This window comes from Mycobacterium sp. pUA109, from assembly GCF_041287095.1.
Taxonomy (GTDB): Bacteria; Actinomycetota; Actinomycetes; order Mycobacteriales; family Mycobacteriaceae; genus Mycobacterium.
Genome location: NZ_JBGGKS010000015.1, coordinates 69369 through 82421, shown reverse-complemented (window position 1 = coordinate 82421; position 13053 = coordinate 69369). Strand labels below are relative to the sequence as shown.

The 13053-nt window shown below is 68.5% G+C and carries 17 protein-coding genes; 4 read left to right on the top strand and 13 right to left on the bottom strand.

What is annotated here, in order from left to right:
* The first annotated feature begins 236 nt into the window (after positions 1-236).
* Positions 237-440 (top strand): hypothetical protein, encoded by a 204-nt coding sequence (locus ACAG26_RS17840; protein WP_370484401.1) that lies wholly within the window; start codon positions 237-239, stop codon positions 438-440.
* Between the two features lie 159 nt (positions 441-599).
* Here the strand turns inward: ACAG26_RS17840 and ACAG26_RS17835 are convergent, their stop codons facing one another.
* The 6 genes from ACAG26_RS17835 to ACAG26_RS17810 form a co-directional block, all read right to left on the bottom strand.
* On the bottom strand, positions 600-1463 hold the full coding sequence (locus tag ACAG26_RS17835; protein ID WP_370484400.1) for an SDR family oxidoreductase: 864 nt from the start codon (positions 1461-1463) through the stop codon (positions 600-602).
* A 36-nt stretch (positions 1464-1499) separates the two neighbouring features.
* Positions 1500-2897, bottom strand: a complete 1398-nt coding sequence (locus ACAG26_RS17830) for an aldehyde dehydrogenase family protein (protein WP_370484399.1) — start codon at positions 2895-2897, stop codon at positions 1500-1502.
* Positions 2898-2963: 66 nt separating this feature from the next.
* Positions 2964-3899, bottom strand: a complete 936-nt coding sequence (locus tag ACAG26_RS17825; protein WP_370484398.1) for a class I SAM-dependent methyltransferase — start codon at positions 3897-3899, stop codon at positions 2964-2966.
* 23 nt (positions 3900-3922) lie between these two features.
* Positions 3923-4870 carry an SAM-dependent methyltransferase gene (locus ACAG26_RS17820; protein WP_370484397.1) on the bottom strand — a complete coding sequence of 316 codons (948 nt, stop codon included), beginning with the start codon at positions 4868-4870 and terminating at the stop codon, positions 3923-3925.
* A gap of 63 nt (positions 4871-4933) precedes the next feature.
* Positions 4934-5569: a TetR/AcrR family transcriptional regulator gene (locus tag ACAG26_RS17815; protein ID WP_370484396.1), complete on the bottom strand. Its 636-nt coding sequence runs from the start codon at positions 5567-5569 to the stop codon at positions 4934-4936.
* A 62-nt stretch (positions 5570-5631) separates the two neighbouring features.
* Positions 5632-5865, bottom strand: coding sequence for a ferredoxin (locus ACAG26_RS17810; protein WP_370484395.1), 234 nt, complete (start codon positions 5863-5865; stop codon positions 5632-5634).
* Between the two features lie 49 nt (positions 5866-5914).
* Here ACAG26_RS17810 and ACAG26_RS17805 point away from each other — a divergent pair, with 49 nt between their 5' ends.
* On the top strand, positions 5915-6478 hold the full coding sequence (locus tag ACAG26_RS17805) for a TetR/AcrR family transcriptional regulator (protein WP_370484394.1): 564 nt from the start codon (positions 5915-5917) through the stop codon (positions 6476-6478).
* Between the two features lie 12 nt (positions 6479-6490).
* Here ACAG26_RS17805 and ACAG26_RS17800 read toward each other — a convergent pair whose 3' ends face one another.
* Complete coding sequence (locus tag ACAG26_RS17800) at positions 6491-7462, bottom strand: pirin family protein (RefSeq protein ID WP_370484393.1); 972 nt, start codon at positions 7460-7462, stop codon at positions 6491-6493.
* 164 nt (positions 7463-7626) lie between these two features.
* The gene (locus ACAG26_RS17795; RefSeq protein ID WP_370484392.1) at positions 7627-8535 is read right to left on the bottom strand and encodes a DNA-3-methyladenine glycosylase; all 909 of its coding nucleotides are present in this window, start codon (positions 8533-8535) and stop codon (positions 7627-7629) included.
* A gap of 74 nt (positions 8536-8609) precedes the next feature.
* On the opposite strand from ACAG26_RS17795, the gene ACAG26_RS17790 reads away from it, so the two are divergent.
* Complete coding sequence (locus ACAG26_RS17790; RefSeq protein ID WP_370484391.1) at positions 8610-9005, top strand: nuclear transport factor 2 family protein; 396 nt, start codon at positions 8610-8612, stop codon at positions 9003-9005.
* Here the strand turns inward: ACAG26_RS17790 and ACAG26_RS17785 are convergent.
* The 4 genes from ACAG26_RS17785 to ACAG26_RS17770 form a co-directional block, all read right to left on the bottom strand.
* On the bottom strand, positions 9002-9382 hold the full coding sequence (locus tag ACAG26_RS17785; RefSeq protein ID WP_370484390.1) for a DUF427 domain-containing protein: 381 nt from the start codon (positions 9380-9382) through the stop codon (positions 9002-9004). The genes ACAG26_RS17790 and ACAG26_RS17785 overlap by 4 nt on opposite strands.
* Positions 9383-9448: 66 nt before the next feature.
* Positions 9449-10255, bottom strand: coding sequence for a class I SAM-dependent methyltransferase (locus ACAG26_RS17780; protein ID WP_370484485.1), 807 nt, complete (start codon positions 10253-10255; stop codon positions 9449-9451).
* 79 nt (positions 10256-10334) lie between these two features.
* Positions 10335-11345, bottom strand: coding sequence for an NAD-dependent epimerase/dehydratase family protein (locus ACAG26_RS17775; RefSeq protein ID WP_370484389.1), 1011 nt, complete (start codon positions 11343-11345; stop codon positions 10335-10337).
* Positions 11342-11848 carry a nuclear transport factor 2 family protein gene (locus ACAG26_RS17770; protein WP_370484388.1) on the bottom strand — a complete coding sequence of 169 codons (507 nt, stop codon included), beginning with the start codon at positions 11846-11848 and terminating at the stop codon, positions 11342-11344. The genes ACAG26_RS17775 and ACAG26_RS17770 overlap by 4 nt, the downstream gene beginning before the upstream one ends.
* 114 nt (positions 11849-11962) lie before the next feature.
* Here ACAG26_RS17770 and msrA point away from each other — a divergent pair, with 114 nt between their 5' ends.
* Complete coding sequence (msrA, locus tag ACAG26_RS17765; RefSeq protein WP_370484387.1) at positions 11963-12472, top strand: peptide-methionine (S)-S-oxide reductase MsrA; 510 nt, start codon at positions 11963-11965, stop codon at positions 12470-12472.
* 83 nt (positions 12473-12555) lie between these two features.
* Here msrA and ACAG26_RS17760 read toward each other — a convergent pair whose 3' ends face one another.
* Entirely contained in the window at positions 12556-13017 is a 462-nt protein-coding gene (locus tag ACAG26_RS17760; RefSeq protein ID WP_370484386.1) for a PaaI family thioesterase, read from the bottom strand.
* Positions 13018-13053 lie beyond the last annotated feature (36 nt).

Genomic DNA, 13053 nt, shown 5'->3' with positions numbered 1-13053 from the left:
GCATGGTGCGCCACTAAAAACAGAGCACCGCTGCAGTTTTCTGCGGCGGGTTGCGCCTGGGCGTTAGATCACCCACTACCTGGTGTTTTGCCCGCGCACGCGGACCAGTCGACCGGCCCGTATCCCGAGACGACGCCGCTCATTGGCATTTCCGTAGCGACTAAACTGTTGCACTGCATCACCATCTGCGCTACAGTCTTCCGCATACCGTGACCGCCCCACCAAGGAGAACCCTCATGACGCGCATGACCGCCGCAGCCGTCCTCGCCGGGATCAGCGCCATCGCCGCCGGCACCACCGCCCGGTTGCTGACCTCGCTGACCAATGACGTGGCCTTCGCCTTGGAGGGTGTCCTCGACGAGGACTGGGGTGGCCCCGGCGACGGCGATGCCCGTAACGCCACCGACGACCCGGTCCTGGTGCCCCTCCGGGCCGCCTAACCCCGGCGAGCGAACACAAAGCCCCCATTTCGGTAGGAAACCGAAATGGGGGGCTTTGCCGTGAATCGAGATTGCGCCTGCGGTCGTGCATTTTCGAAAACCACGACCCGGGCCGCGATCTCAATGTCGCCGGCGCCTCCCGCGTCCGCTGGGCAGGAACTAGCGGACCGAGAAGCTGGCCTGCTTGGCGGCCGACAGGTCGGTGATGGTCTCCCACTGGGCGGCCACCTCATCGACCGACGGCGGGTTCTCGAAGTTGGCGCCGGCGTTCTCGAACAGCGCGGCGCGCTGCACCCGGCTGCCGCCGACGATGAACACCGATCCGGTGTCGGGCACCTCCTCGGTGCACAGGTAGCCCACCACCGGGGCGACGTATTCGGGCTTGAGCTTGGCCAGCACCTCCGGCGGCAGGATGTCTTCGGTCATCCGGGTGGCCGCGACCGGCGCCAGCGCGTTGGCCTTGATGTTGTACTTGGCGCCCTCGATGGACAGCGTGTTGATCAGCCCGACCAGACCCAGCTTGGCCGCGCCGTAGTTGGCCTGGCCGAAGTTGCCGAACAGCCCGCTGGTGGAGGTGGCGACCACGACCCGGCCGAAGCTTTGCTCCCGGAAGTGCGGCCAGGCGGCCCGGATCACGTGGTAGCCGCCGTAGAGGTGCACCTGCAGCACGGCGTTCCAGTTGTCGAACGTCATCTTGTGGAAGGTGCCGTCGCGCAGGATGCCGGCGTTGGACACCACGCCGTCGATCTTGCCGAACTCATCGAGCGCGGTCTTGATGATGTTGGCCGCGCCCGCTTCGTCGGCGACGCTGTCATAGTTGGGGACGGCGCGCCCACCGGCGCCCTTGATCTCGGCGACCACCTGGTCGGCCATGTTGTGTCCGGCGCCGGTCCCGTCGCGGGCCCCACCCAGGTCGTTGACGACGACGCTGGCGCCCTCGCGGGCCAGGGTCAGGGCGTATTCCCGGCCCAGCCCCCCACCGGCTCCGGTGACGACGATGACGCGATCCTGCACTCCGGGCATGAGTTTCCTCTCTGAATGTGATTGCTCGGTCGCCGGCTAGAACAGCCGGCGCGCCAACTTCCACGCCTTCTCTGTATACGGCGGGTAGATCAGCTGGGATAAGTCGGGTCGGGTCGGTTTGGTCAGCACCGACTTGCGGTGACTGAATTCCTCAAAGCCCCACCGGCCGTGGTAAGCGCCCATCCCGGACGGGCCGACCCCACCGAACGGCAGCTTGGCGGTCGACACCTGGAAGATCAGGTGGTTGACCAGCATGCCGCCGGCCGGCACCTGGTTGATCACCCGTTCGGCGACCGCGCGGGTCTTGGTGAACACATAGGCCGCCAAGGGTTTCGGTCGAGAATTGACGAAACGTATTGCGTCATCGAGGGATTCGACGGAGATGATCGGCAGGATCGGGCCGAAGATCTCGTTGGTCATCAGCGGCTCGTCCGGGTCGGGGCCGACGACCACGGTCGGCTCGATGCGCAGCGTCGCGGCGTGGAAGCCGCCACCCAGCGCCACCGTGCCCTGGGTGTTCGTCAAATAGCCGGCCAGCCGGTCGAATTGGCGTTGGTTGACGATCCGCATACCCTGCGGCTGATCGGGGTAGAAGCTGGTGATCGCCTCCCCGATCTTGGCGACCAGCCGGTCCCGGATGGTGGCGTCAGCCAGCACGTAGTCGGGCGCCACGCAGGTCTGCCCGGAGTTGACCAGTTTGGTCCACGCGATGCGTTTGGCCGCGACGTCCACGTCGGCGTCGGCGGCCACGATGCAGGGGCTTTTGCCGCCCAGCTCGAGGGTGACCGGGGTGAGGTGCTCGGCCGCGGCGGCCATGATCTTGCGACCGATCTCGGTGCCGCCGGTGAACATCACCCGGTCGAAACCCTGGGCAATCAGTTCCTGGCTGACCGCGCCATCGCCCTCGACCACCACGATCGCGTCTGGGTCCAGGTAGGCCGGTACCAATTCGGCCATCAGCTGCGACGAGGCCGGCGCGATCTCAGATGGTTTGAGCACCACGGTGTTTCCGGCCGCCACCGCACCCACCAGCGGGCCCAGGGTCAGATAGAACGGGAAATTCCAGGCACCGATGATCAGCACTGTGCCGTACGGTTCGTACTCCACCCAGCCCCGACCGGGCAACTGCGCACGCTCCAGCAGCCGGTGCCGCCGGCGCATCCATTTCTTGACGTGCTTAGCGGCGTAGCGGGCTTCGCCGACGGTGGTGGCGGTGTCGGCCAGCCACGACTCGAACGGTTTGCGGCCCAGATCCTGTTCCAGCGCGGCGGCGATCTTGGCTTCGTTCTCGGCCATCATCGCCTGGATGCCGCGCAGCTGGGTGCGCCGCCATTCCACCTCGCGGGTCCGCCCCGCCGCGAAGGTATCCCGCAGGCGGGCAACGGTTTGTGCGATGGCCGATTCGACGGGGGCGACGACCTCAGGGGTGCTCATGGGTTCCCTTCCTCACCGGCGGAAACCCAATCCTAACCAACCAGCTGGTTGGGCAACAGGTCGTCGTCAGAGTTTGCTGGCGGTCACGAACTCCGAGAAAGCGTCCTTGTCGTCGCCCATCGGCACCTCCAGCCAGCGACCGAGCCGACGCATCTCATCCTGGGAGTGCTGCGCGGTGGCCCGCCAGCCGTGCCCGTTGAGCCAGTCGGCGACGGCGGCGCGGTCCGGGTCGTTGTAGGTCAAGTCCGCGAAGTCGACGGGTTGGGCGATGCCGAGTTGCTCGGCGGTCTTTTTGAACCGTTCCCGCATCTCCTCGCGCCGTTCGTCGGAGTGCGTACCGGCGGTCTCGGTCGCGATCCGGCTGCCCGGCGCGCTCTGCGCGGTGATCTGCTCAAACAGGCGGTCCTGGGCATCACCGGGCAGGTACATCAACAGCCCTTCGGCCAGCCAGGCCGTCGGCGCCGCCGGGTCGAATCCCGCCGCCCGCAACGCCGCCGGCCAGTCCTGGCGCAGGTCGATCGGCACCTCATGCCGGTCCGCCGCCGGGCTCACCCCGTGCGCGGCCAGCGTGGCGGCCTTGTACTCGAGCACCTTGGGCTGGTCGATCTCATACACGGTGGTGCCGCCCGGCCAGTCCAGCCGGTAGGCCCGGGAGTCCAGCCCAGACGCCAGAATCACCACCTGGCGGATCCCGGAGGCCACGGCATCGGCGAAGTAGGCATCGAAAAAGTGGGTGCGGACCGCCTGGTAGCCGCGCATGTGCCGAAAGATGGCGGCCGACTCCGGGTCCACGGTTTCCAACCGGCTGTCGATCGCGTCGTCGAGCATGAACTCCCACACCCCGGTGCCGGCATCGGCGACCAGGATCTTGGCGTACGGGTCGCGGATCAGCGGATCGGGGCGAACGGTTTCGATCGCGCGGGCCGCTGCCACCATGACCGCGGTGGTGCCGACGCTGGTGGCGATGTCCCAGGTGTCGTCGTGGGTGCGCATGGTGCTCATCGGTGCCCTTCAGTTGGAAGTGGTTAACGCCGACCGATCAGCAGCGTGGTGCTGGCGGTCTGCTCGGCCAGGTCGTCGGGCACCGCGCGGCCCAGCCGGGCCGCCTCGTCGCGGCTGTCCACCGCCTGCACCTGCCACCCGTGCCGGTCGAGCAGCGACGCGGCGTCGGCGCGGTCGTCTTCGTGGTAGACCAGCGACTCGACGTTGACGTCGAGCCCCAGCCGGTCCCGCAACCGGGCCCGCCGCTCACGCGAGACCTTGCGGCGTTGCCCGTCGGCGCCGGGCCGAAACATCGCGAACGCTTCGACGGCGATGCGACTGCCCGAAGCACTCAACGCGGTCACCATCTCAAAGAGCCGGTCCTGGGCGTCGGCGGGCAGATACGGCAGCAGGCCCTCGGCCAGCCAGGCGGTCGGTTGCGCGGCGTCGAAGCCGGCGCCGGCCAGCGCCGACGGCCAATCGTCGCGCAGGTCGATCGGTACCGCGCGCCGGGTCGCCGTCGGCCGCGCGCCGGCCGCGTCCAGGGTCGCCCCCTTGTAGGCCAGAACCTGGGGCTGGTCGATTTCGTACACGGTGCTGTGCGCCGGCCAGTCCAGCCGGTAGGCGCGGGCGTCCAACCCGGCCGCCAAAATCACCGCCTGCCGGATGCCGGCCGCCGTGGCGTCGGCGAAGTAGGCGTCGAAGAAGTGGGTGCGCACCGCCTGGTAGTCGCGCCCCAGGTCGGTCACCCGCCGCCCGTACTCGTCGTCGTCATCGAGCCAGTCCAGGCGGCCGCTGGCCAGCCGCGCCCAGGCCTCCCCGGCCTTGGACACCAGCAGGTAAGCGAACTCGTCGCGGATCAGCGGCTGCGGTTGCGCGGTTTCGGCGGCCCGGCAGGCCGCCACCGACAGCGCCGTAGCGCCGACGCTTTCGGTGATCTCCCAGCTGTCGCCGTCGGTGCGGACCGACCGCACTTCACCCAGATCAGTCATCCTGCGCCATGCTACCGAATAAGTTAGGCAGCCTATCTGCTGCTGTGGCTCAGATCACTGCGGCTAGTCCTGGTGTCGCCAGAGTTTGTTGGCCAGCAGCAGCCGCAGGTTGCTGGTGATGTCCTCCAGTTGCTGATGGCTGCCGACGAAGCCGGCGTAGAAGCCAACCCCCCACAGCACCGCGGCCAACATCTCCACCAGCGACGCGACGTCGGAATCGGTGGCCAGTTCCCCGTGCTCGATCGCGTCGGTGACCGCCCAGGTCAAAAACTCTCGGGAGTTCAGCAGCGAGTCATGCTCGACCAGACGCAGTTCGGGGTGCCGCTGCGATTCCAGCACCGAGGTCACCAGGAACGCCGCCGCCGACCGGTCCTCGGAGTCGGCCTGGACCGCGGTCTCGATGAACGCCGACACCCGACCGATCAAGGTGGTCTCGCGCCGCGCCCGTTCCATCCCGGTGGCGATGATCAGCTCGTTGGTCTGCTCCACCACTTCGCGGTACAGCACACGTTTACTGGGGAAGTAGTGGTTGATCGCCGGACGGGTCAGGTCGGCGCGCAGGGCGATCGCCTGGAAAGTGGCCGCGTCATAACCGAGTTCGCTGAAAACCTCGCGGGCCACACGCACAATGCGTTTCCGCGTTTCCGCCGCCTTCGCTGCGGGGGGGCGACCCGGCCCCCGGCTCGCGGTGTACCGCACCGCTAAATTGTGCCATAGATCACGCCGTGGCCCCGGCGGCTCAGCTAATCCCAGGCCGGGGATTAGTCCTGGATCGTCAACGCCTCGGTGGGGCAGTTGGCGACCGCCTGCTTGACCCCGGCCACGTCGGCCTCGGCGATCTCGTCGACCAGCACGTGCGACTGACCGTCGTCGCCGACCTCAAACACGTTCGGCGCGGCAACCTCACACATCCCGATGCCGACGCACTTATCCAGGTTCACGTTGACTTTCATCTGCCCACCGTAGAACAGCAGCCGCCGCACCGAGCGGGTCATCGGTGGGATCGGTGCCGAGCCGGACGCGCCGCGAATTACAGTTCCGAACATGGCAACCGTGATCTCCCGGGAGGCCTACTTCGAGGTCGGTCTCGACGTGCTGTCCGACCTGGGCTACGGCGGGCTGAAGCTGGCCGAGGTGTGCACCCGGTTGGGTGTGACGACCGGCTCCTTCTATCACTACTTCGCCAACTGGTCGGCCTACACCCGCGCGTTGGTCAACCACTGGCAGGAGGCGCTCACCCTGCGGCTGGTGGAAGAGGTGCGCACCGATCCGGATCCGCGGCGCCGGATCGACACCTTGATTCAGATCGGGTTGGGGCTGCCGCACGGCGCCGAAGCCGCCATCCGGTCGTGGAGTTCGACCGATCCGCAGGTCCGCGCGATCCAGGTGGAGGTCGACCGGCAGCGTTTCGACATCATGTACGAGTCGGCCTTCGAAATCCTGCACCAGGAGCGCCCCGCGCAACTGTTCGCGGCCTGGGCGGTCTACCTGCTGGTCGGCTACGAACAGGCCACCCTGCCGCGGGATAACGACGCGTTGGCGTGGATCGCCGGGCAGCTGCTGCACGCCCTCGACACCGGCAGCTTCGCCAGCGTCCGGCCGGAGTGACCCGGCGGGGCGCTAGCCCGCGGTGTGCGGCATCAGTGCGTCGGCCGGGATGGTGCCGAATTTCCCGGCCTGGTAGTCCTCCAACGCCTGGATCAACTCGGCCTTGGTGGTCATCACGAACGGTCCGTAGTGGAACACCGGCTCCCGGATCGGGCGGCCCCCCAACAGCAGCACCTCCAGCGCACGTCGGTGCGCGTCCTGGGTCGGGTCGGCGGCCACGGTGATCCGGTCGCCCGGGCCCAGCACGGCGAGTTGGCCGCCCTGGATCGGGTGCGCCACCGGCCCGACGCTGCCGCGGCCGGACAGCACGTACACCAGCGCGTTGAAGTCGCGGTTCCACGGCAGGTCCAGGCGCGCTCCGGGTTCGATCGTGGCGTGCGCCAACGTGATCGGGGTGTGGGTGGACCCGGGGCCGCGGTGGCCGTCGAGGTCGCCGGCGATGATGCGGACCAGCGCGCCGCCGTCGTCGGAGGCCAGCAGCGCCACGTCGTTGCCCTCGATCGCCTGGTAGCGCGGTGCGGCGAACTTGTCGGCCTTGGGCAGGTTGACCCACAGCTGAATCCCGTGGAACACACCGCCGCTTGCGACCAGCTCCGCCGGCGGGGTCTCGATGTGCAGGATGCCGGAGCCAGCCGTCATCCACTGGGTGGCGCCGTCGGCGATCAGGCCGCCGCCGCCGTGGGAATCCTGGTGGGCAAATTGGCCGTCGATCATGTAGGTGACGGTTTCGAAGCCGCGGTGCGGATGCCAGTCGGTGCCGCGGGGCTCGCCGGGCAGGTAGTCGACCTCGCCCATCTGATCCATGTGCACGAACGGGTCCAGGTCGGCGGCGCGGACCCCCGCGAACGCGCGCACCACCGGAAACCCGAGCCCCTCGAAGCCGCGCGGACCGGTGGTGATCGAGCGGACCGGGCGTTGGGTGTCGGCGGGCGCGGCCGGGCTCAGCCGGGGCAGGGTCAAGGTGTCTGCGGTTACCGCGGGCATGGGTGCCTCCTTAGGTCGGCGTTACCCGATATAACCGGACCACGGTCCGATTATTCCCGCCGGGCCCGGTGTGCGCACCATCCGCGACAGTCACGCCGACTGTGCGGTTTCATACGCTTTAAGGCGGTGAAGCGTATGAAACCGCACAGTCACGAAGGGCTCGGCTACAGCGCACGAAGGTTTTGCAGCGGCAGCCGGGGGCCGCGGCGCGGGGCGACCGCCAATCCGCTGGCTTGCAGCAGCCGCACCACCCGGTGTCGATGCGGGCGCATCGGCTCGAGCACCTCGACCATCCCCGCGTCGTCGACCGGGTGGCCCAGCAGCGTCCAGCCGATCATCTTCGGGATGTGGTAGTCCCCGACCGACAGCGCGTCGGGGTCACCGAACGCGCGTTGCGCGGTCTCGGCCGCCGTCCATACCCCGACGCCCGGCAGCGACCTCAGCGCCTCCCGCGCCTGTCCTGCGGGCCGGGACGTCAGCCGCTCCAGCGCCGCGGCCCGCTGCGCGCAGCCCACCACGGTCCGGGCCCGGCCGGGGTCGACGTTGGCGCGGTGAAACTCCCAGGACGGGATCGCCCGCCACACCTCGGCCGACGGCGGCACCATCAGCCGCGGCGGCGCCGGCCCGGGCGCGGGGGCACCGAACCGGGCGACCAGCGTGCGCCAGGAGCGGAACGCGTCGGCGCCGGGCACCCGCTGCTCGAGCACCGCGGGGATGAGGGCCTCCAACACCCGCCCGGTCCGGCCCAGCCGCAGGTGCGGGACCCGGCGGTGCGCGGCGGCCACGGTCGGGTCGTGCGGCGCAAACCCCGCGGCGTCGTCGTCGGCGCCGAGCAGCGCCGGCACCGCATCGAGGAACTCCTCGGCGCCGGCGCCCCACGCGGCGCAGGTCACGGCGTCGCGGGCCGACCGGGCGATGCGGGCGGTGACCGGCCCGGTGGCCATCAGGCTGGTCCGCCAGATGCCGGCGTCGTGCACCTGAAAGCACGGGTCGAGCGGGCCGCGGCGCAGCGGCGCGAGGCTCAACTCGGGGCTTACCGCACCCGGGAACCTGACGGTGCGCTCGTGCTTCACCTACCGCCCTCCATCAGCACCACGATCAATAGGTACCACCGCATGATTGACCCTCGGCCGGGTTCCGGGACAGGATGGCGAGCGTGACCACACCGTTCGACGACCCGCAGGCCGAACTGGCGTGGATGTTTTTACAGTGCTTCTCCGACGGCGCCGACCTCGACGAATGCTTCGCCCTGCTCAGCGACGACTTCACCTACTGGAGCATCGTCACCCGGCAGTCGGTGGACAAGGCGGCGCTGCGCCGCGACGTCGAGCGACGCAACCGCGCCCTGCCGATCAACCTCGAGCTCATTCGGTGCTTCAACGACGGCCACAGCGTGGTGATCGAGGCGCAGGCCGACGGCGTCACCGCCGCGGGGGTGCGCTATGACAGCCCGTTCGTGTTTATCGTGGAGACCCGCGACGGGCTGATCACCTCGATGCGCGAGTACAGCGACACCGCGTTGGCCGCGCAGCTGTTCGGCTAATCGGCCTGCACCTCGATGTCGGCCTTGTCGGGGTAGAAGGCGAGGTGCCCGGCGATCGCCGCCACCGCCGGGTACGGCTGCTCGTAGGTCCAGGCCACGTCGTCGACGGTGTCGCCCGCCGCGGTGGTCACGCGGTAGTAGCTGGCGTCGCCTTTGAAGGGACAGTAGGTGCTGGTGGCGGTGCGAGCCAACTGTTCTTGCACCACGTCATCCAACGGAATGTATTGCACCACAGGGATTGTGGCCTCCCTCAGCCCCAACGCGGCGCGGGTGTCGGCGACGATCTCGCCGTTGACGCGAACCCGGACCCGCCCTGCGGTCGGCTCAATCGTGATCGGGTGCCCGGCGGTCGGTTCCAAGACGGGACGGTGGGTCATGGTGACATCTCCTTAGCTGGTCAATAGCAGGTCCAACACCGGCCCGGCAGGAAGATTCCCTGCAGATCAGAATGCGTAGCGGTGGTATTGCGCCATACTGGCCGCCGCCGGAACGAGTGACATCACCTTGCCCATCGCCCGGTAGGCCGGCCGCAGCTGCGCGAAGGTGTGCGACTCGAACCACCGCTGCCACGCCAGCAGCCGTACCCCGGGCACCGCTTCGAGAATGTCCTTCGGCCCGTTGATCGCCCAGGACAACGTGGAACCTGAGCGGCGCACCACTGTGTTTGTCCACTGGCTCTTGATCCCAAGCCAGTTGAACGCGTCGAACTGCAGTTCACCGGAGCCGAACCGGTCCACCACTCGGCGCAGCAGTGCGATGCCGTCCTGCTCGGTGAGGTACATCGTCAGCCCTTCACCGATCATGAGCGTCGGTCGTCCGGTCGCAATGTCTGCCAGCCATGCGGGGTCGGTGACCGAGGCGGCGACCAAGTGATAGTGGTCGCGGCTCGGGTAGAGCTGGGTTCGCAGCTCGACCACTTCGGGGTAGTCGACGTCGTACCACTCCACGCCGGGTCCGGGCTGCAGCCGGAAGAACCGGCTGTCCAGCCCGCAACCCAAGTGCAGCACCACCGCCTGCGGGTGCACAGCGAGAAATTGGCGCACCCAGGCGTCGAAGTGCGCGGACCGACTGGTCACCGACGGCGCGCGGCGGGCGGTGATCGAGGTCTTCGTCCAGTCGTAGTCGATGCGGTCGACGATCTCCTTGGCGTACCGATCGCCCAGGATCGGGTTGGCGAAGTCGGCGTCCAACGCCTTGGCGTAAAACGTCGCCAGCATGGTCTGCGGCGCGCCGCTGAGATCGACGGGCACTCGTTCGGTGGTCACGCCGCCCGAGGTTAGTCGCGCACGCCACCCAGCGAACGTCGTTGAACGACGGTCGGCGTGGTGTTCAGCTCGCGGTGGGGCTCTTGCCCTTGGCGTTGCGCAGCTCGGCCCAGAACCGGGCCGCCTCCCGGATGGATTCCTCCACCGGTCGCGGCTGCCAGCCCAGGTCCCGGACGGCTTTGCTGTGGTCGACGGGGGCTTCGGCGCGCATCATCCGCACCGACGTCACGCTGAGCTCGGCGTCCTTGCCGGTCAGCCGGGCCCGCAGGCTGCCCAGCGCCCCGAGGGCGTACAGCGTCGGCACCGAGATGGACCGTTGCGGCGGCGGCACCCCGGCCTCGTCGGCGGCGATCCGCACCACCTGTTTGAGCGGCATCATCCGTTCCGAGATCAGGTAGCGCTCGCCGGTGCGGCCGCGTTCGGCGGCCAAGATCAACGCTCGGGCCGCATCCTCGACACCGACGACTTCCAGCTCGACGCCGTCCATCAAAAAGGGCAGTTTGCCGTAGACCGCGCCGGCGATGAAGGCGCCGTGCGGGGTGCGGCCCCAGTCGCCGCGGCCGTAGGTGGTGGACACGCACATCGCCACGGCGGGCAGGCCGTGCTGCGCCGCGTACCGCAGCACCAGTTCCTCGGCCTGCACCCGGGACTGCACGTAGGGCGTCAGCCCGCGCGAACTGATGATGTCGTCCTCGGTGGCGACGTGGCCGCGGCGCCGGCCCACCGTCGCGTAGCTGCTGGTGAAGACGAACCGGTGCAGGTCGGCCTCTTTCGCGACGTCGAGCGCGTTGCGCAGCCCGTCCACGTTGGTACGAAACAGCGGTGCCGGGTCCCGCAGCCAGGCCCGGGTGTCGACCACGCAGTAGTACACGTCGTCGCAGCCGTCCATCGCGGCCCGCAGCGTGTCGGTGTCGAACACGTCGCCGTGAAACCGGGTGACCTCCAGGTCGTCGATGCTGCGGGTATTGGCGGTGGGCCGCACCATCACCCGCACCTCGGCGCCGTCGGCGACCAGTTGCCGGGTGACGTGCGAGCCGAGGAATCCGTTGGCGCCGATCACCAGCTTGGGGGTCATAGCTGTCCTCCGAACTTGCGCATCCAGCCGGCCGCCGCGTCGTCCAGCGTGCCGAGCGCCGCCGCCTTTTTGCACCACTTCATCGCCGCCCGGGCGAACCGCAGCGGGTTGTAGATGTCTTCTTGGCGACGCCACAGCCCGTCACCGGCGTAGGTGATGATCGAGATGTTCGTCGCGCTGATGACGGTGCCGTCGCCGGGGTCGGCCATCGGGTTGTCCAGCTCGCAGATGATCCGCCCGGTGGGTTCGTCGATCACCGACCACAGCGACGGGAACGCCACCATGTGGCTGCCCGGAAACGTCGTCATCGTGGTGCGGATCCAGGCGCGCACTTCGTCGCGGCCGTGCATGGTCCCCGCGGCGTGCTCGACGTACTCGACGTCGGGGGTGTAGTGCTGCACCCAGGCGTCCCAGTCCCGGGTTTCGGCGGCGCGGGCGACGGTCTGCTCGAACGTCTCGAACGCCGCGGCCAGCTCGTCACGGGTAAACAGCCGAGTCGCCACGGAAGAACTAGAACACGTTCTAGCTGGGTTTGTCGAGCGATTCGTCGAGATCCATGCCCGCCCCAGGGCACGGGGATAATCGAGGCGATGCCCACTTGGCAAGGAGGGACGAGCATGACGAGTTACGACACGGCGATCCTGGCGGGCGGCTGCTTCTGGGGGATGCAGGAACTGATCCGCAAGCAGCCGGGCGTCGTCGCGACGCGGGTCGGCTACACCGGCGGCGAGAACGCCCACGCCACCTACCGCAACCACCCCGGTCACGCCGAGGCCATCGAGATCACCTACGACCCGGCGCGCACCGACTACCGCACGCTGTTGGAGTTCTTCTTCCAGATCCACGACCCGACCACCAAGAACCGGCAGGGCAACGACATCGGGACCAGCTACCGTTCGGCCATCTTCTACCGCGACGACGAGCAGAAGCGGATCGCGGTGGACACCATCGCCGACGTCGAGGCCTCCGGGCTGTGGCCGGGCAAGGTGGTCACCGAGGTCAGCCCGGCCGGCGACTTCTGGGAGGCCGAACCCGAGCACCAGGACTATCTGCAGCACTATCCCAACGGCTACACCTGCCACTTCATCCGACCGGACTGGAAGCTGCCGCGCCGCACCGCCCAGTAGCTATCGCTTCGCGAGATTGCGGCTATGGCTGTGGATTTCGCGAGGGCACGACCCTCACCGCACTCTCACGGACCCGCGGAGTCCTACCGGCCGTGTGCGCGCAACTGGTAGAGCCCGCGGGTGGTGGCGACGGTCTGACCGTCGGCATCGGTCACCACGGCCTCGAGGGTGAAGTCGGCTTTGCCCCGCTCGGCGGCCTCGGCTTCCACCCGGGCGATGGTCTCCTCGTCGAGCCGGGCCTCGGCGCGCAGCGGCGATCGCGCCATGCCCACGAACGCGATGTCGACGTTCTTGACCAGTGGGAAGTATTTGGCGGCGTCGAAGGTGCTCAGCGCGATGACGCCGCCGAGGATTTCGGCCACGGTGAACTGCACGCCGGCGTAGATGACGCCGAAGTGGTTGCCGTTGCCCTCGACGGGGGCGGTGGCGGCGCCATACCCGCGGCGGGCCTCCACCACCTGGATGCCCATCTGGTGCGCGGTCGGGATGGTGGACGCCATCCCGGCGTTCATCATGTCGACAAGCTGGTTGGCGTCACTGGTCATGACGGCCAATACTAATCAACTGGCCGGTTGGGCCGC